Raw genomic sequence first — 17,506 nt, 5'->3', positions numbered from 1 at the left:
TAGTTTTGCCAATTCAAACAAACAATTACAATGAAAAAAACACTAGTTATTGCCCTACTTTTTCTAGGATTAAGTGGAATAGTTTATGCTCAAGAAATCTCTCCTAATGCAATAGGTCTGAGAATAGGAGACAACGACGGATTCAGTACAGAAGTAAATTACCAAAGAGCTTTAAGTGAAAACAACAGACTAGAATTAGGACTAGCTTGGAGATCTGGAAACAACTTTGACGCAGTAAAAGGAACAGGAATTTACCAGTGGGTATGGAACATCGATGGCGGTTTTAACTGGTATGCAGGTGTAGGTGCCGCTGTAGGTGCTTTTGATGTAGATAACGACGCTCCTTTCTTTGACGATGATGACAATGAGTTTTTTGTAAACGCAGCTGGAGATATAGGTATTGAGTATCGTTTTGATATCCCATTACTATTATCGCTAGATTTTAGACCAGAAATAGGGATACTAAATGACTTTGATGATGATCTAGAATTTGACGTAGCGTTAGGGATACGTTACCTATTTTAATCAAGAGACTTTTTCTAAAGCTCTCTTATAAAGAGATTCATAAAGCGGCACAATGTTTTGTATATCAAACTTGGCCGCTTCTTTTCTTGCGTTTGTTTTGAACTTTGCAAGCGTATCATCATCTTCTAAGATTCTAATAGCGTTTTGAGCCATATCTGCAATGTTACCTACATTAGATAAGTAACCAGTCACTCCATCTACATTTACTTCTGGAATACCGCCGGCGTTACTTGAAATCACAGGCACACGATTTACCATCGCTTCTAGCGCCGCAAGTCCGAAGCTTTCTGCCTCAGATGGCAGTAGGAATAAATCAGAAAAACATAAGATTTTATCTACTTCATTACTGTTTCCTAAAAAGCGCACTTTATCTTCTATACCTAGTTCTTTTACGCGCTCTTCTGCTGCTTCTCTTTCTGGGCCTTCACCTACCATAAGTAGCTTAGAAGGAATTTCTAATTGTAAACGATAGAACACCTCGATCACATCTGAGATACGCTTTACTTTTCTAAAGTTACTTACATGCGTAACAATGCGCTCATCTTCATTTGCCATCAAATCGCGCTGGCAATCTGTAAAGGTATCTGTTTCTGCGCCAAAATCTATAAAGTTAGGCACCACATCAATCTCTCTAGAGATTTCAAAGAGTCTCAGTGTATCTTGCTTTAAGCTTTCTGAAACTGAAGTTACCACATCACTATTATTGATGCTAAAACTTACTGCCGGGCGATAAAATGGATGACTACCTACAAGCGTAATATCTGTACCGTGTAACGTCGTTACCATAGGCACATGAATACCTTCCTGCTTGAGCATTTCCTTTGCCATATATCCTGCATATGCGTGAGGAATTGCATAGTGTACGTGCAAAATATCAATTTTTTCTTTCTTGATGATTTTGACCAGCTTGCTAGAAAGTGCTAGTTCATATGGCTGATAATGAAAAAGAGGATAATCAGGAACGTTTACCTCGTGAAAATGAATATTGTCATTTAATAAAGCTAGGCGTACAGGTTGCTTATATGTTACAAAATGTACTTCGTGACCTCTTTTTGACAAGGCGATTCCTAGTTCTGTTGCTACTACTCCACTTCCTCCGAAGGTTGGGTAACAGACAATTGCAATTTTCATAACAGGATTTTTGGTAGATTTCTTTTTTGCTTTCGCGAAAGCGTACTCACATCATATCACTTACAATACGAGTATATAAATAGCACTTCAAATTTAATCAATTAAAGCATTATAAATGACTTCTTGAATTTGGGTTCTCAAACCAGATTTTATGAGGGCACGGTTATCCATAGTGGGGAATGTTCTATTAGATAGAAATACATAAACAAGTTCGTTTTCTGGATCTGCCCAAGTGTATGTACCTGTAAAACCGCTGTGCCCAAAACTGGTCATAGGTACACATCCACATGTAGGGCCACCACCGCTTAGCTGTGGCTTATCAAAACCTACGCCTCGTCTCACATTATTATCACAGTAATAACAGGTATTAAAGCGATCCATAGTCTCTTTTGAAAAGTAGCGCTTACCACCGTAGTATCCGTTTTGAAGATACATTTGCATCATTTTGGCAACGTCATTTGAGTTTGAAAATAATCCAGCATGACCACCCATATTACTCTGCATAGCCGCTCCCATGTCATGTACATAGCCTTGCACTTTCTGATTGCGCCAGTAAGAGTCATTTTCTGATGGTACAATCATATCTTTAGCATACTTACGCAATGGTCTGTAGCCTGTGAAATTTGCTCCTAAGGCATTATAAAAGTGTGATCTTGTAATTTCATCAAGATTATCATTGTAGTGATCTTCTAAAAATTTTTTCATCAAATAATAAGGAAGGTCACTGTACTTATAGGATAGTCTAGAACGAAGGTCACTATCTGCTATTTTCTTAACTAGCGTATCACCGTACCCTGTACGCAGGTACATTTTTTCGGCAACTTTGATATTATAATTTTCTGAGTATGCCGTGCTATAATAATCATCAAGTGGCTTTTTTGTAACAGAATCTAGTGTGCTGATATAAAAAGGGATCCATGCCTTGAAACGACCATAGTGTGATAGCGCATCTTTGAGTGTAATATTTGCCTTATTACTCCCTTTAAGTGCAGGAATTAGAGCGCCTAGTTTATTTTCTAATGCAATAGCCCCTTCACTCTCAAGCTCCATCAATAAAGGTAAAGAAGCGAGTATTTTTGTCATAGAAGCGATGTCATACATGTCTTCTGGACGTACAGCGCGCTTTTTATTGTAGGTGTGATATCCAAAGCTTTTATCGTAAATCACCTTACCACGGCGGGCCACTAGTACCTGAGCACCTGGCATCATTGCTCTTTTGATCCCTAGATTTACAAGGGAATCAATTTTGATATTAAGCGTATCTGAATCTACCCCTACCTCTTCTGGAATTCCATATGAAAGCCTTCTTAAAGTTCCAGATTGTAAACCTGTCCTGATTGGCGTTTTACCAAGAGAAACTGGTAGCCTTCCTTTACTAGGTATAGCTCCAAAAATAAGTTGCGCACTTTTTTCTTGCGCTAGCTGGCTATTCTGATAGCTGTGAATTATAGCCTCAATATCTGCGCTATTTTGCAAATCTAGCATTGCATAAGGCCTTACAAAAAGGTCTAAAACAACAGTTTTAGTTTTTGCAATCTCCGTAATCCATCTAATCTCTTCTGCCGAAAATTTATAGGACTTCCAAGGGTTTGCATTAGATCTATGAAAACCTATAATGACATAATTATAATCTTCTAATGCCTTCTGAGCAGCTTCAAGAGTTTTTGATTTTATCTCATCTACCTGCGAATACTTGCGTAGTTGGAATTTAAATGCAGATCCATCATCATCACCTAAGCCTAAATAAGCAATCTTTTTCTGATCAATATTTACAACAGGAAGGACATTATTGTTATTCTTAGTAACAGTAATTGCGTTTTCTATTGCCTCACTATAAACCACGTCATCTAGTCGAGAGTTTAGATCATCAAGAAGATATTTGGTAACAACGGGTTTGTATTTGTTTAAGCCCACTTTATACTTAGCGTATAATATTTTCTTTACCGAGTGTGCTAGTCTTTCCTCAGTAATTTTTCCAGATTCAAGAGCCTTCATAATTTTGGCAGATGCAGAGGGTACATCTTCACTTATCAATAAAATATCATTTCCTGCCTCAAAAGCTGCAAGGTCAATATCTCCAGGCTCTTTAAAATTTGCAGCGCCTTTCATATTCAAAGCATCTGTAAATATAAGACCGTGAAAACGGTAATCTTCCTTAAGCATCTTTGTCACGATAGTAGGTGAGATACTTGTAGGCACTCCTACTTCTGGCACAAGTGCTGGCACATTAAGATGTGCAACCATAATACTTGCTATACCATTTTGAATAATAGGCTTGTAAGGATACATCTCTACGCTCTGAAGGCGTTCCTTGGTAAAATTAAGTGTAGGTAGTGTTTTGTGACTATCTTTATCTGTATCACCGTGACCTGGAAAGTGTTTTGCACTTCCTAAAACTCCAGCTTCTTGCATTCCTTCCATGAAGGCAATTGCTTTTTCTGTAACGTTGATTTTATCTTCGCCAAAAGATCTATTTCCTATTATAGGATTTGCTGGGTTGATATTTATATCTACCACTGGAGCAAAATTAATGTGCACTCCCAATCGCTTAGAATGTTCTCCTATACGCTTTCCTACTTTCCTTACGATATTATTATCTTGTATAGCTCCTAGGGTCATATTCCAAGGGAAAGCGTAGGTACTATCTAATCTCATCGCAAGTCCCCACTCTGCATCCATCCCTATGAGAAGCTTCGTTTTTGCAAGGTCTTGAAACTCATTATTGAGTTTTGCTTGACGCATAGGCCCACCCTTAGAAAATATAAGTCCGCCTATGTGTTCTTCCTTGATAAGCTTTTTAATTTTATCAATTTTAGCCTTAGGATCACTAGAGAACACATCAACCATAAATAACTGCCCCACGCGCTCCTTTGGCGTCATTTGCTTGTAAACAGAATCTACCCATTTACGCTGAGCAATAATGTCATTTGCATAGAGCGGGTATCGCTCTTGGGCATAAGAAATTATAGAAACAAATAAGAAAAATAATATGGTGATAATGCGTCTAGGCGCCATAAATGCAATATTTTAAGTTGTAATTAGGATTGCAATAATAACGCCAGACAGCGCCTATGACAATCTAATATAAAAGTAAAGGGTTTGAGGTACGCTTTCGCGAAAGCGTGCAAATCTTAACAACATCTTAAGAAGCTGCAAGATTCTTCTATTTTCCCTTCTTGAGAAAACGAGCGTGCCAGCTATCTATTGCTGGAATCTCCCAATTAGTTTTATACTCACCAACATTTGCAACAAGGTTATTAAACACAATGGTGTTTTTACCTACTGCCCCATCTTTCACCATCTTCTTAAACTCTAGCAGTGTTTTGTAGTGAATACGATCATTCTGATAGTAGGTCACATTCATTTTATCCAATAAATCTACCCCTAGCTCCTCTTGTTGTGCAATGATAAAACGCACTTGACTATCTATTGAACAGCCTGTTGCAGCCGCTTCAGATTGATCAAGACCTATCACAATAAAGCGGTCATATTTAATTTCAAAACCAGCTTTTAGGCTTGCTCCGTGAGCAGTCCAGCTTGTTAAAAAAGTAGCCATATCTTTCTCTAGTTGAGCCACTTGTTCTTCTGTAAATTTTTGATCAGATTGATATAACCAGATTCTCGATGAGTCAGAAAGTGAATTAAAATCTACAAGCATAATTTATTATTTAGGTAAAAAAGCGGATTCTTTCGAAATCCGCTTTTCTAATATTTCAAAAAATATAATTTTATAATTCTTCGGCAGATGCTATCATTTCGGCAACGTCCATTACCTCGATGCTACCTTCTTTTTCTTTACCTTTTATTCCGTCTGTCATCATTGTATTACAGAAAGGACATCCAGCAGCAATAATATCAGGCTTCACTTCAAGTGCTTGCTCTGTGCGCTCTATGTTTACATCTTTATTTCCCGGCTCTGGCTCTTTAAACATTTGTGCTCCACCTGCTCCACAACAGAGTCCGTTAGTTTTACACTTACGCATTTCAACAAGCTCAACATCGAGTTTACGTAGCAAATCTCTTGGAGCCTCGTATACTCCGTTTGCACGACCTAAGTAACATGGATCATGAAAAGTGATACGTTTTCCTTTAAATTTACCTCCCTCTACTGTAAGACGACCATCTTCTAGTAAAGATTTTAAAAACTGTGTGTGGTGTACAACTTCATAATTACCACCTAATGATGGATACTCATTTTTAAGTGTATTAAAACAGTGAGGACAAGCCGTTACTATTTTTTTAACTTCATATCCGTTAAGCACTTCAATGTTTGTTACTGCTTGCATCTGGAATAAGAACTCATTTCCAGCGCGTTTTGCTGGATCTCCAGTACAACTTTCTTCTGCTCCTAATACTGCAAAATCTACATTTGCTTTATTTAAGATACGTGCAAAAGCCTTTGTTATTTTTTTTGCTCTATCATCAAAACTTCCTGCACAACCTACCCAAAATAATACTTCTGGTTGCTTTCCTAGCGCCACATACTCGGCCATAGTGGGTACTTTAAGTGTCTCGCTCATATTCTTGTATTCCGTGTAAAAAACGGTATTTAATTAATCTTCAAAAACTTCAATAGTTACTTTCTTCTCGATAAGGTCTGTAAACTTCCCTTTATAACGAGTTGCTTTTACTAAGTGATTATCTACCCAGTGATAGTTACCTCCTCTAGGTTTCCCCATAAGTAAGCTATGGAATTTAAACCCATGACGATTAAGCCATTCTGTAGTAACTGCTCTATGCTCTTCTGTTCTAGAGGTAAAGAAGCAAATAATATGACCTTCATCATGCCATTTATTTAATGTTTTAAGCGCATCTGGAAATGGCTCACATGTACTCATACGTTCTGGTTCCTCGTTAGGAACATCTTCTGTAATAGTACCATCTATGTCAATTAAGTAATTTTTGACTCCCTCTGGAAGCACCGGACTTACGTGTTCACCATCCTCTAGTTTCTCACTTAACATCTTGTCTACGTCTTCTTTATTCATGGTTGTCGTTTAAATTCTTAAAATCTTCTTTACTAAATCTCACATAAAGTGCCAGTCTGTGTTCTCCTGGTTTATTATACTTAGGATTATAACGCTCTATAAGGGATTGTCTCATTGCTTCGTCACGTAGTACACCCATTTGAGAATCACTACAATAATCACAAAAAATCTTTTTTACAGTAACGCTATCTACTTGTAACTGTTCATTTACAAATAGACGTGTATACATTTTAAATTGTAAGCTGTCAATTTTATAATTCTTTGTAGGAGATTGCGCTTTCGCGAAAGCGAAACTCAACAATAACACTACAACTATAAAATATCTATGCTTCATTTATCCAGTTACCTCTATCCATCTGGTTAAACGGCCATGGCGCTCCATTATTTTCAATATTGGTCATCGCATTGTTTAAATCTGTAGGCGCTGCACTTTCCTCCATTACCATATAACGACGCATGTCAACAATAATACTTAAAGGATCGATACCTATAGGACAAGCTTCTACACATGCATTACACGTAGTACAAGCCCAAAGCTCTTCTTTTGTGATATAATCATCAAGCAACTGCTTGTTATCCATCACAAATACTCCGTTATTTTCATCTATATTTTTACCTACTTCCTCAAGACGATCACGTGTATCCATCATGATTTTACGAGGGCTCAATTTTTTTCCAGTTTGGTTTGCAGGACATTCACTTGTACAACGACCACATTCTGTACAACTATATGAGTTCATAAGTTGTACCCAGTTAAGATCTGTCACATCACTAGCTCCAAATTTTCCAACCTCAACCTCCTCAGCACCTTCGGCTGGGGCTGCAAAAGGATCTGCATTTGGATCCATCATAAGCATTACCTCATCTGTTACAGCCTTAAGATTATTAAACTCTCCCTGTGGCTTAAGTTTAGCATACCAAGTATTTGGGAACGCAAGTAGAATGTGTAAGTGTTTTGAGTAGTATAAGTAGTTTAAGAAAATTAAGATACCTACAATGTGTAACCACCATGCAACACGCTCTACAATAACGAGTGCGCTTACAGACATACCCTCAAAAAGTGGAGCAATGAAGCTACTTATTGGGAATGAGCCAGTGATACTTCCATCTGCCGAGGCATAATGATCTGCACCCATCATTTGTAATTGTAAATCTGCGGCATTCATTGTGAGGAATAACCCCATTAATACTACTTCAAAATAAAGAATAATATTACCGTCAGACTTAGACCATCCTTTAAGTTCTGGACTTAAGAATCGTTTTATGTTCATCACATTACGACGTAGCCAGAAAATAATAACAGCAACCAGTACTAAGAAAGCAAGAATTTCAAAACTTCCAATTAAGAAGTCATATACTCCTCCTAAGAAACTAAAAATTCTATGTGTACCAAAAAGTCCATCTATGATAATCTCGAGAACCTCAATATTGATAATAATGAAACCAATATAAACAACGACGTGTAAAATACCAGAAACTGGTCTTTTTACCATTTTATATTGCCCTAAGGCAATTTTTGCCATATTCCGCCAGCGTTGTGGCTTGTTATCGGATCGATCTACGTCCTTTCCTAGGTTAATATTACGTAGAAGTTTCTTGATGTTTTTAACAAAAAAACCAACTCCTAAAACTAGAACAATGAGAAAAATGATGTTTTGTACGTATTGCATATAAATTCGTTAGTTAAGCTCCCGCCTACTGTAACGAATCTTTAGGCGGGGTATACTCTCCTGGCTTTTTCCCGAAGAGTGAAAAATGTACATAACGTTTTGGGTTGAGCTTCATATCTTGAAGAAGATCTCCCATCTGGTTTGCTGTACGATCCAAATTTAAGTAAAGTTGGTCATCATTCAAAAGTTTACCTACGGTTCCTTCAGGAGAATTTAACTTATTAGATAATTCTTGGAAATCTGCGATAGTTTTTTCTAAATCTGCAACCATTTGTCCCATTTGAATTTTTGAGAGCGAATCTGATAATGTAGCAAAGTTGCCACTCATCTTATCTAGGTTTGTAATGGTACGGTCAAATTTATCTTGATTAGAAGCTAGTAACCCATTTACAGACTTAGAGATTCCCTTCATCTCACGTGAAGCATCTGTAAAGTTTGCTATGGCGTCTCTTAAATTTGCCCTCGTATCTCTATCTAACACTGAGTTTACGTTTACAAGCAACGAGTCTGTATCTCCTATAACTTTTTCAACTTGATTTTGAAGTGGAGTAAGACGTTCATTTACAAGCTCCATGATCCCTTCACCCATTTCACCAGGTAAGGTATCTCCAGTCTTAGCATTTCTTCCCTTTTCGTAAGAAGGAATAATTGCCAGAGATTTACCACCTATAAGACCTCCTCCATATACTCTCGCAAGACTCTTGTTTGAAAACTCAAAGTCTTTTTCTACTACAAATTTAACCACAAGTTTACCGCTACTATCTGCAAAGTCTATAGACATTACTCTCCCTACTGGCAATCCATTTATAGTCACTTGAGATGAAGGCGCAAGACCTTCTACATTATCATACTTAGCATAAAGGATTTTACTCTTATCTAAAAGATTATTGCCTTTGAGGTAGTTGTAACCAAATATTACAAGCAGCAGCGCTGCGATAACTAAAATGGCGGTTTTTATTTCTTTAGACATTAAATAAGATGCTTATTGGTTAAAACAAATGTAGGTCAATTGTTAAAGGCAATCCTCACGTATAAGACTAATTTAACACTTGATTAAGCGGTACTTTAATATTATCCTTATTAAAGGATACGATAAAAGCTTCTTTATAGCCTTTATTCTTTGCTTCTTGTAATTGCTCGCGCGCCAAATTATAATCTGAGGTTGCTCCGTAATAATATTTATAAAGACGCCCATCTTTGGAGCGGCTTATAGACCTGAGCCCTTTAAAATTATAAGATTTTGTTTCTAGCTTACGTTTACTCGCTGCAAGTTGTACTTTAAAGGTCACGCCTTCTACTACCTTGGACTTAGGTGTTGCAATAGGTGTCGTAGTTTTTTCAATCACATGATCTGCAATTTCAACACGCTCGTTCATCTGTATACTCTTCTTATAATTTGTAACAGCTTTACTAATTGCCTTTGCCATTTTTTCTTGACCAGCACGAGAGTTTAAAAATTTTCCTTCTTCGTTATTAGTAAGAAAACCTGTTTCTATAAGTACACTAGGCATTACAGACCTGTGCAGCACCCAGAATATAGCTTGCTTTACACCACGACTGCTGCGCTTCACGCTTCCTGTAAATTCATTTTCTACAAAGCTTGCTAGGTTGATACTTTGATCTAAGTATTCCTCTTGCATAAGCTCAAGACCTATACTCGTTTCTGGACTATTAGGATCAAAACCTGCATATCGCTTCTCATAGTTTTCCTCTAGTAGGATTACTGAGTTTTCTTTTTTGGCAATGGCCATATTCTTTGCATTACCGTCTATACCAAGTACAAAAGTTTCTGTTCCCTTGGCTTGTGAGGAGTGTGAATTACAGTGTATGCTTATAAAAAGATCGGCATTTGCATTGTTTGCAATATCTGCACGTTCCCATAATTCTAAAAAAACATCTGTTTTCCTTGTATAAATTACTTCTACATCAGATTGTTTTTCTAATTCTTTCCCTAAGGCTAGCACTACATTAAGCGCTATGTTTTTCTCATAGTAACCATTCCCACGGTTACCACTGTCGCCTCCACCGTGCCCAGCATCGAGAACAACCTTGAATTTTTTAGAAGTATTATTGGATTGCGCTTTCGCGAAAGCGACTGAAAAACAACTCACTACAAGAAGCACAGTTGTTAAATAAATATTAAAAAAGTTTTTTTTACGCATCATTTATATCAAATATGACTCTTTTGAACGTTAGGTATTAAATTGAACTCTATAAACAACGTAACGTGCATTACACGCTTGTTATTTTCAAAATTGTATTTCTAGGGCTGTAGCCGAAAAAAATATACGTAATTTTGACACTTTAATTGATAATTATTTGCACAAAAATAGGCTAATCGCATTGCAAACAAAAACTGCACACTTTCTTATTGTATTCGCTCTTTGCTTGCTACCATTGCTTACAGCAAGTGCACAAGAACTTCCACCCAAGAATGATGCCAGACGTGTACCAGCGAGGGATACAACTTTAATTCAATCGGCAACAGAAGGTTTTGCTAGGCTTGATTCTATCGCTCCTACCGTAGTTGCTATAGAAGACACTACTAGAACCACACAAGATTCTATAAAACGAAAGCCAGAAACCCTTACAGATAAGGTTGTTTACAAGGCAACAGACTACCAGCGCATATCACAACGTAAAAAGAAAATCTACCTCTATAATGAGGCAGAGATTGTTTATGAGGATATGAAAATAAATGCGGGAGAAATCATTCTTGATTATGAAACTAACACCGTTTTTGCTCGAGGAATCGAAGATTCTGCTGGAAACTACTCCCAAATACCTTATTTCGTTCAAGGTCCTAATGAAGTAAAGCCAGATTCAATAAAATTTAATTTTGATACACAACGAGCTCTTATTTATGGCTCGCGTGTAGAAAAAGCTGGCGGACAGCAAATAAATTTAAAAGCAGAGCGTAGTAAAAGAGTCAATGACTCTGTAATTTTTATGAGTAATGTAAAGATTACCACCTCAGAAGATCTTGATAATCCAGAATATTACTTTCTAGCTCGTAAAGTAAAGTTTGTACCTGGCAAGAAGCTTGTTGCAGGACTTACTAATATGTACATCGCAGATGTTCCTACTCCTATAGGGTTACCATTTGCATTTTTCCCCATGGAAAAGGAAACAAGCGTATCTGGATTTATACTACCTGGACCTGGAGAAAGTACAGAACGTGGCTATTCCTTAACAAATGGAGGTTATTATTTTGCGCTTAGTGAGTATTTTAACCTAGCGCTTACCGGTGATTATTATACAAACGGTAGTTATGCCTTTAGAGCAGACTCAGATTATAAAGTGCGCTATAAGTTTAATGGTAGGTTTAGCTTTAGTTCAGAACGTATCTTGTTTAGTGAGCGTGGCCTTCCAGACTTTTCTGAGACTAATACATATAACATACGATGGAATCACAGTCAGGATACAAAGTCTAGCCCTAACAGTAGATTTTCGGCATCTGTAAACTTAGGTAGTAGTAACTTTTATAGACAATCACTTAATCAAGCAAACACAGGTAACTTCTTAAATAACAACTTTAGTTCTTCTGTTTCTTATTCACGCACATTCCCTGGTACAGTGCCTGTAAACTTAACGGTTGCAGCTACTCATAGTCAAAACTCACGTACGGAAGAAATTACGATGTCACTTCCTACTACCCAACTTAACGTAGATAGAATTTATCCTTTTGCTGGCAAGTCTGGATCTAAGAAAGGTCTTATCAAAAATTTGAATCTGAGTTATGCATTACGCGCAGATAACCGTTTTAGAACAAATGATGATGAGTTTTTTACAGCTGCTATGTTTGAAAGTGCAGAAACCGGTATAAGACATAGTATTCCTATTGCAACCAACTTTAAACTATTTAACTACATCAGTGCTTCGGTAAGTGGTAGTCTTGAGGAGAGCTGGGTTTTTAAAACGATAGATCAAAGTTTTGATGAAGAGACTAATACCGTAGTAAGAGATACAGTAAACGGCTTTGATGCGTATAGAACCTACAGAGGAGGATTAAGTCTTGGTACCACGGTCTACGGAACTTTTAATTTTAAGGAGACCAGTAAGATTCAAACCATACGTCACGTAGTAAGACCATCGTTAAGCTGGTCTTACACCCCAGCTTTTGATCAGTTTTACGAGACCTACACACGACCTGACCCTAATGATGTGACAGACCCTCAAAATGTAGATGTAGAGTACTCAAGATTTGAAGGAGGATTCTTTGGCGCCCCTAGTAATCGCGTTTCTAATTCGCTCTCATTTAGTCTTGCAAACACACTCGAAGCAAAAGTCAGGAGTAAGGATAGCACAGATACTGAGCCCAAGAAGATAAAGCTCATCAACAACCTCAACATAAGGACCTCTTATAATTTTGCTGCAGAGGACCTCAAGCTCTCGCCTATTTCTGTAAATGGATCTGTTCCTGTTTTACAAGATAAACTTGACATCAACTTCAGTGCAAACCTAGATCTCTACGCGCTTAATAGTGCAAACCAGCGCATAAACACGCTTAATATAAATAATGGTGGTAGCCTCTTTAGACTTACCAGCGGCCAGGCGAGTTTTGGGTACAGTTTTTCTAGTAGAGATTTTGACAAGGATGGGCAAGCGGGTGTTAATAAAGATCGCACAGAAAACGAAACCTTTGCTGGTGGTGGACGTCCAGATGACTTATTAGGAAAAGGCGTTGACATTACTGGAAACACAAATGCTGGAAACAGAGAACCAGAAGACGAAGAAGAAAAAGAGATTGAATTTTATAGGTTTAAAATTCCATGGAATTTACGCTTTGGGTATCAAGTAGGATACGCAAACAATGCTCGTCAAAATGACGTGAGCTCTCACTCTATCGTTGTAAGTGGAGATGTAAAATTAGGAAATAGATGGACCGTAGGTGGGTCTACTGGATATGATCTTGCAAATCCAGGTATTACCTTTACCTCTCTTAACTTTGCGCGTGATCTTGAGAGTTGGAATATGCGTTTCAGTTGGGTTCCTCCTGTAAATTCAGACCCTAGTAGAACCTCTTGGAATTTCTTTATCGGGATTACAGGTAATCTATTAAGTGATATTAAGTATGACAAACGTCGTACACCAGATCAACGATTATAAGCGATAAATGTATAATCACGCTTTCGCGAAAGCGTAACAAATACCATTACTCATGAAAAAAATTATCACCACATCAAATGCTCCGGCTCCAATAGGCCCTTACAACCAAGCAACATTAGTAAACGGAATGCTATACACTAGCGGACAGATTGCTATCATACCTGCAACGGGAGAACTATTTAAAGGTAGTATCGAGGAAGAGACTGAACTTGTTATGCAAAGCGTCAAAGCGATTCTTACAGAAGCTGGGATGACTTTTGAAAACGTGGTGAAGACTTCTATTTTCATCAGTGATATGGAAAACTTCGGGAAGATCAATAGTGTGTATGGAAAGTATTTTGATGAAGCTACAGCTCCTGCTAGGGAAACGGTAGAGGTAGCAAATCTTCCTAAATATGTGAATGTAGAAATAAGTGTTATCGCTGCAGCATAAGCTAGCATACACTTCAAATAATTCTGAGAGCTGCTCGTAAAATCTTAATTCATGATTTTTACAAGCAGCTCTTTTAGTAAGTCATTACTTGCAAAGGCGCTCGCTCCTACCCCTTTACTTTTTACATCTACCTCTCTTATTAAGGAGATACATGCGCTCACTTTTTTCATAGGGTAATTGCGACCTGCAGTAATATATTCTCCCACAAAAAATGGAGAAACACCAAGCGCTCTGGCTACGGTAGTCTTATCTTTTTGCGGTAATCCATGATATTTAAGAATACTTGAAAACAAACTAAACAGCTGGCTTACCGTCAGCACTAGCGGATTGTCTTTAGGGTTCTGTGTAAAATATTGAGCAATGCGCTGTGCTTTTACAATATCTTTTTCTGAGATTGCCTTACGTAACTCAAAAATATTGAAGTCTTTACTTATCCCAATATTTTCCTCTATGGCCTGTGGTGTAATCTCACTTCCCTTAGGTAAAATAAGCATCAACTTATTGAGTTCGTTTACCACTTTGCTCAAATCATTACCAAGGTAATCTACTAGAATTTGTGCCGCCTTAGGTTGGATATGATATCCCTCATCTATAAGCACACGTCGTAACCAGTCGCCTACTTGGTTTTCATATAGCTTCTTACTTTCATAATGCACTCCGTATTCCTTTAAGGCTTTTGCGAGTGCTTTACGCTTGTCTAGCTTCTTATATTTATAGGCCACCACAAGCACCGTAGTAGGTTGCGGATTTTTTACATAATCTACCAGCTTCTCGATCTGTCGTGAGAGATCTTGCGCTTCTTTTACAATTACCACCTGACGCTCTGCCATCATAGGATAGCGCTTTGCATTGCTCACAATATCTTCTATCGTCACGTCACGACCGTATAGTACCACTTGATTAAAGCCTTTCTCGGCTTCATCAAGTAGATTATGCTCTATATAATCTGAGATTTGATCTATAAAATAAGGCTCTTCCCCACTTAAAAAGTAAATAGGTTTTATGATTCCTTTTTTAATGTCTTCAACTATGTTTTTTGCGTGCTTCACCTTTGGGTTTTCCTGCAGAACTCGTACTATTGTGGTATGCAACAACTCTCTTTTCCTACATACTCTTTCAGGCTCAAAAGTAGCGAAAACAAACGGTATATTTTTGACGTCATTCGTAAAAAGTTCTTGGTACTTACTCCCGAAGAATGGGTGCGACAACACATCTTACAATGGCTTCTTACCGAAAAAGGATATCCGCTAAGCCTTATCAATGTTGAGAAAGAAATAAAAGTAGGAAATACTCGCAAGCGTTATGATATCGTCATTTTTAATAAAGATGGCTCCCTCCTACTCATTGTAGAGTGTAAAGCTCCTGCTGTAAAAATTACCCAAGAAACCTTTGACCAGATTGCTCGTTATAATTTGCAATTACAAGCAGATTACCTGATGGTGAGCAACGGACTTTCACATTATTATTGCCAAGTAGACACAGTTGCAGAGCGTTATGACTTCTTACGATCGCTTCCAGATTATAAGCGAGAAGTAAAATAAGTACGCTTTCGCGAAAGCGGAATCCCATAAAAACCTTTTATTTGTAGTGTGAATACAGCCATCGTCATCTTAAACTGGAACGGAAAAGAACTACTAGAACGATTCCTTCCCACCGTTATTGAGCATAGTGCAGACCTCGCTACCATCTATGTAGCTGATAATGCAAGTACAGATAACTCTGTACGCTATGTGCAAGATCACTTCCCAAGCGTGCACATTATAAAGAATGTTGAAAATGGTGGTTATGCAAAGGGCTATAACGATGCACTTAAAACCATTAAGGCAGATATCTATGTACTCCTTAATAGTGATGTACAAGTAACTAAGGGCTGGCTCGCACCTATGATTGCTCTTTTTGACGATCCTAGAGTATCTGCGGCGCAACCAAAAATTAAAGATTTAAAAAAACCTACGCACTTTGAATATGCAGGTGCAGCTGGAGGTTTTATAGACAAGTTAGGCTATCCATATTGTAGAGGTAGGCTTTTTGATACTTGCGAGGAAGATACAGGCCAGTATGATACTACTATAGAAGTGCAGTGGGCAAGTGGTGCTTGTCTCTTTGTGAGATCATCTACCTTCTGGGAGGTAGGAGCACTAGATGAAATATTTTTTGCTCATCAAGAAGAAATAGATTTATGCTGGCGTATTAAAAACAAAGGATATCGTGTACTCGCCTGTGGTAATAGCGAAGTGTATCATCTAGGCGGAGCTACACTACCCTCTGCAAATCCTAAGAAGACTTTTTATAATTTTAGAAACACGCTTTTTAATGTTGTGAAGAACATTAATGGTTTTAAGGCGCTATTTATTATACTCTCAAGACTTGTACTTGACGGTGTTGCAGCACTAAAGTTTCTATTATCTGGGCAGCCTAAGCATCTTTTGGCTATCTTGAAGGCTCATTTAAGTTTTTACGTGCACATTCCTGCGCTATTGCAAAGGCGCTTACGCCTAGTATCATCAAGACGTTATGCTGATACAACTTCCATCATATGGAGCTATTTTGTGCAGAAAAAGCACACGTATAAGGACTTATGAAAAACCATAAATTACTGTTAAGAAGTATCTATGGCATCGCTGTTTTAGTACATTTATCACAAATTTAAAAGTTACACAAACTATGAAACGATTATTAATTGCTGGTATTACCAGTGCCCTATTGCTTACTTCTTGCGTTTCTAAGAAAGAATATGCTGCGCTTGAGGCTAGACAACAAGAAACTCAAGACCTTCTTAACTCTGCGACGGTAAAGTTAAACTCTTGTCTAGAAGAAAAAGCAAGTGCAACTACGCGTGTGCAGTCACTAGAGGAGCGTATTGCAGAAATGAGAAAAGACAGAAACGACCTTATACAAAGTTCTAAAGACCTTACTATGCTTACTAAGCAAGGAGCGTCTAACTTAGAAAAGTCTCTAGAAAGCTTAAAAGAAAAAGACCTTAAGATTAATCGTCTTCAAGATGCACTTACTAAAAAGGACAGTGTAACACTGGCGCTAGTTACAAGCCTTAAGAAAGAGGTAGGTATCAATGATACAGACATTGAGGTTAATGTAGAGAAAGGTGTGGTATTCATATCACTTTCTGATAAAGTACTATTTAAAAGCGGAAGCTATAACATTACGTCAAGAGCAGAAGAAATCTTAGGAAAGGTTGCCACTGTTATTAACGGAAAGCCAGACTTTGAAGCGCTTGTAGAAGGACACACAGATAATGTACCTTATAATAAAGGAGGTGTTCTTATAGACAACTGGGATTTAAGTGCAAAGAGAGCAACCGCTATCGTAAGAAAACTAGTAGACTTAGGAGCAAATCCTGCACAGCTTATTGCTGCTGGACGTAGCGAGTTTGTACCTCTAGTAGATAACAGCACTGCAGCAAACAGATCTACGAACCGTAGAACGAAGATATATGTACTTCCTAAGATTGATCAATTTTATGATATGATTGAGCAAGAAATGAAAAACATGTCTGGAGAAGATGTAGAGGTAGAAGAAGGGAACTAAGGATCTCATTAGACAACTCTTACAGAACAAAAGCGACTATCGGCAAGATAGTCGCTTTTTTCGTTTAACTACACAGATGAGATTTGAATAAGTGCTCTTAAACG

At 37.8% G+C, this 17,506-nt stretch carries 16 protein-coding genes; 6 read left to right on the top strand and 10 right to left on the bottom strand.

Annotated elements, in window-relative coordinates; translation table 11 throughout:
- Positions 1 to 30: 30 nt before the first annotated feature.
- Positions 31 to 525 carry a hypothetical protein gene (locus SJY23_RS10520; RefSeq protein ID WP_013749568.1) on the top strand — a complete coding sequence of 165 codons (495 nt, stop codon included), beginning with the start codon at positions 31 to 33 and terminating at the stop codon, positions 523 to 525.
- On the opposite strand, the gene bshA is transcribed toward SJY23_RS10520, so the two are convergent.
- From bshA to SJY23_RS10475, 9 genes are all read right to left on the bottom strand, one after another.
- The gene (gene bshA, locus SJY23_RS10515) at positions 526 to 1,656 is read right to left on the bottom strand and encodes an N-acetyl-alpha-D-glucosaminyl L-malate synthase BshA (RefSeq protein ID WP_396596305.1); all 1,131 of its coding nucleotides are present in this window, start codon (positions 1,654 to 1,656) and stop codon (positions 526 to 528) included. It lies immediately after the preceding gene.
- Between the two features lie 93 nt (positions 1,657 to 1,749).
- On the bottom strand, positions 1,750 to 4,671 hold the full coding sequence (locus SJY23_RS10510; protein ID WP_396596304.1) for a glycoside hydrolase family 3 N-terminal domain-containing protein: 2,922 nt from the start codon (positions 4,669 to 4,671) through the stop codon (positions 1,750 to 1,752).
- A 148-nt stretch (positions 4,672 to 4,819) separates the two neighbouring features.
- Positions 4,820 to 5,314 carry an ABC transporter ATPase gene (locus tag SJY23_RS10505; RefSeq protein WP_396596303.1) on the bottom strand — a complete coding sequence of 165 codons (495 nt, stop codon included), beginning with the start codon at positions 5,312 to 5,314 and terminating at the stop codon, positions 4,820 to 4,822.
- A 70-nt stretch (positions 5,315 to 5,384) separates the two neighbouring features.
- Positions 5,385 to 6,176, bottom strand: coding sequence for a (Fe-S)-binding protein (locus tag SJY23_RS10500; RefSeq protein ID WP_035337645.1), 792 nt, complete (start codon positions 6,174 to 6,176; stop codon positions 5,385 to 5,387).
- A gap of 33 nt (positions 6,177 to 6,209) precedes the next feature.
- Positions 6,210 to 6,644 (bottom strand): phosphoheptose isomerase, encoded by a 435-nt coding sequence (locus SJY23_RS10495; RefSeq protein ID WP_035337647.1) that lies wholly within the window; start codon positions 6,642 to 6,644, stop codon positions 6,210 to 6,212.
- Entirely contained in the window at positions 6,637 to 6,978 is a 342-nt protein-coding gene (locus SJY23_RS10490; RefSeq protein WP_035337650.1) for a hypothetical protein, read from the bottom strand. Before SJY23_RS10490 ends, SJY23_RS10495 begins: the two co-directional genes overlap by 8 nt.
- Complete coding sequence (locus tag SJY23_RS10485; protein ID WP_396596302.1) at positions 6,968 to 8,314, bottom strand: 4Fe-4S dicluster domain-containing protein; 1,347 nt, start codon at positions 8,312 to 8,314, stop codon at positions 6,968 to 6,970. The genes SJY23_RS10490 and SJY23_RS10485 overlap by 11 nt, the downstream gene beginning before the upstream one ends.
- A 25-nt stretch (positions 8,315 to 8,339) precedes the next feature.
- Entirely contained in the window at positions 8,340 to 9,284 is a 945-nt protein-coding gene (locus tag SJY23_RS10480; RefSeq protein WP_035337656.1) for an MlaD family protein, read from the bottom strand.
- A 67-nt stretch (positions 9,285 to 9,351) separates the two neighbouring features.
- Positions 9,352 to 10,479 carry an N-acetylmuramoyl-L-alanine amidase gene (locus SJY23_RS10475; protein ID WP_396596301.1) on the bottom strand — a complete coding sequence of 376 codons (1,128 nt, stop codon included), beginning with the start codon at positions 10,477 to 10,479 and terminating at the stop codon, positions 9,352 to 9,354.
- 223 nt (positions 10,480 to 10,702) lie between these two features.
- Between SJY23_RS10475 and SJY23_RS10470 the strand changes: the two genes are divergently transcribed.
- Together SJY23_RS10470 and SJY23_RS10465 are read left to right on the top strand one after the other, a co-directional pair.
- On the top strand, positions 10,703 to 13,423 hold the full coding sequence (locus SJY23_RS10470; protein WP_396596300.1) for a putative LPS assembly protein LptD: 2,721 nt from the start codon (positions 10,703 to 10,705) through the stop codon (positions 13,421 to 13,423).
- Between the two features lie 52 nt (positions 13,424 to 13,475).
- Positions 13,476 to 13,856 (top strand): Rid family detoxifying hydrolase, encoded by a 381-nt coding sequence (locus tag SJY23_RS10465; protein ID WP_035337661.1) that lies wholly within the window; start codon positions 13,476 to 13,478, stop codon positions 13,854 to 13,856.
- A gap of 44 nt (positions 13,857 to 13,900) precedes the next feature.
- Here SJY23_RS10465 and holA read toward each other — a convergent pair whose 3' ends face one another.
- A complete protein-coding gene (holA, locus tag SJY23_RS10460; protein ID WP_035337662.1) occupies positions 13,901 to 14,905 on the bottom strand; it encodes a DNA polymerase III subunit delta in 1,005 nt (334 codons plus the stop codon).
- A gap of 36 nt (positions 14,906 to 14,941) precedes the next feature.
- On the opposite strand from holA, the gene SJY23_RS10455 reads away from it, so the two are divergent.
- From SJY23_RS10455 to SJY23_RS10445, 3 genes are all read left to right on the top strand, one after another.
- A complete protein-coding gene (locus SJY23_RS10455; RefSeq protein ID WP_396596299.1) occupies positions 14,942 to 15,397 on the top strand; it encodes a type I restriction enzyme HsdR N-terminal domain-containing protein in 456 nt (151 codons plus the stop codon).
- A gap of 48 nt (positions 15,398 to 15,445) precedes the next feature.
- Positions 15,446 to 16,438: a glycosyltransferase family 2 protein gene (locus SJY23_RS10450; protein ID WP_396596298.1), complete on the top strand. Its 993-nt coding sequence runs from the start codon at positions 15,446 to 15,448 to the stop codon at positions 16,436 to 16,438.
- A gap of 82 nt (positions 16,439 to 16,520) precedes the next feature.
- Positions 16,521 to 17,402: an OmpA family protein gene (locus tag SJY23_RS10445; RefSeq protein ID WP_035337670.1), complete on the top strand. Its 882-nt coding sequence runs from the start codon at positions 16,521 to 16,523 to the stop codon at positions 17,400 to 17,402.
- The last annotated feature ends 104 nt before the right edge of the window (positions 17,403 to 17,506 follow it).

The sequence above is a fragment of the Dokdonia sp. R86516 genome, from assembly GCF_044596715.1.
Lineage (GTDB): Bacteria > Bacteroidota > Bacteroidia > Flavobacteriales > Flavobacteriaceae > Dokdonia.
The sequence above is the reverse complement of the archived record's forward strand: the minus strand, read 5'-3'. Positions and strand labels throughout refer to the sequence as shown.

Coding starts and splice junctions, on each gene's coding strand:
- SJY23_RS10520 (WP_013749568.1), top strand. CDS start 31: ATGAAAAAAACACTAGTTATTGCCCTACTTTTTCTAGGATTAAGTGGA.
- SJY23_RS10445 (WP_035337670.1), top strand. CDS start 16,521: ATGAAACGATTATTAATTGCTGGTATTACCAGTGCCCTATTGCTTACT.
- SJY23_RS10475 (WP_396596301.1), bottom strand. CDS start 10,479: ATGATGCGTAAAAAAAACTTTTTTAATATTTATTTAACAACTGTGCTT.
- bshA (WP_396596305.1), bottom strand. CDS start 1,656: ATGAAAATTGCAATTGTCTGTTACCCAACCTTCGGAGGAAGTGGAGTA.
- SJY23_RS10495 (WP_035337647.1), bottom strand. CDS start 6,644: ATGAATAAAGAAGACGTAGACAAGATGTTAAGTGAGAAACTAGAGGAT.
- SJY23_RS10465 (WP_035337661.1), top strand. CDS start 13,476: ATGAAAAAAATTATCACCACATCAAATGCTCCGGCTCCAATAGGCCCT.
- SJY23_RS10490 (WP_035337650.1), bottom strand. CDS start 6,978: ATGAAGCATAGATATTTTATAGTTGTAGTGTTATTGTTGAGTTTCGCT.
- SJY23_RS10485 (WP_396596302.1), bottom strand. CDS start 8,314: ATGCAATACGTACAAAACATCATTTTTCTCATTGTTCTAGTTTTAGGA.
- SJY23_RS10455 (WP_396596299.1), top strand. CDS start 14,942: ATGCAACAACTCTCTTTTCCTACATACTCTTTCAGGCTCAAAAGTAGC.
- SJY23_RS10505 (WP_396596303.1), bottom strand. CDS start 5,314: ATGCTTGTAGATTTTAATTCACTTTCTGACTCATCGAGAATCTGGTTA.
- SJY23_RS10480 (WP_035337656.1), bottom strand. CDS start 9,284: ATGTCTAAAGAAATAAAAACCGCCATTTTAGTTATCGCAGCGCTGCTG.
- SJY23_RS10500 (WP_035337645.1), bottom strand. CDS start 6,176: ATGAGCGAGACACTTAAAGTACCCACTATGGCCGAGTATGTGGCGCTA.
- SJY23_RS10510 (WP_396596304.1), bottom strand. CDS start 4,671: ATGGCGCCTAGACGCATTATCACCATATTATTTTTCTTATTTGTTTCT.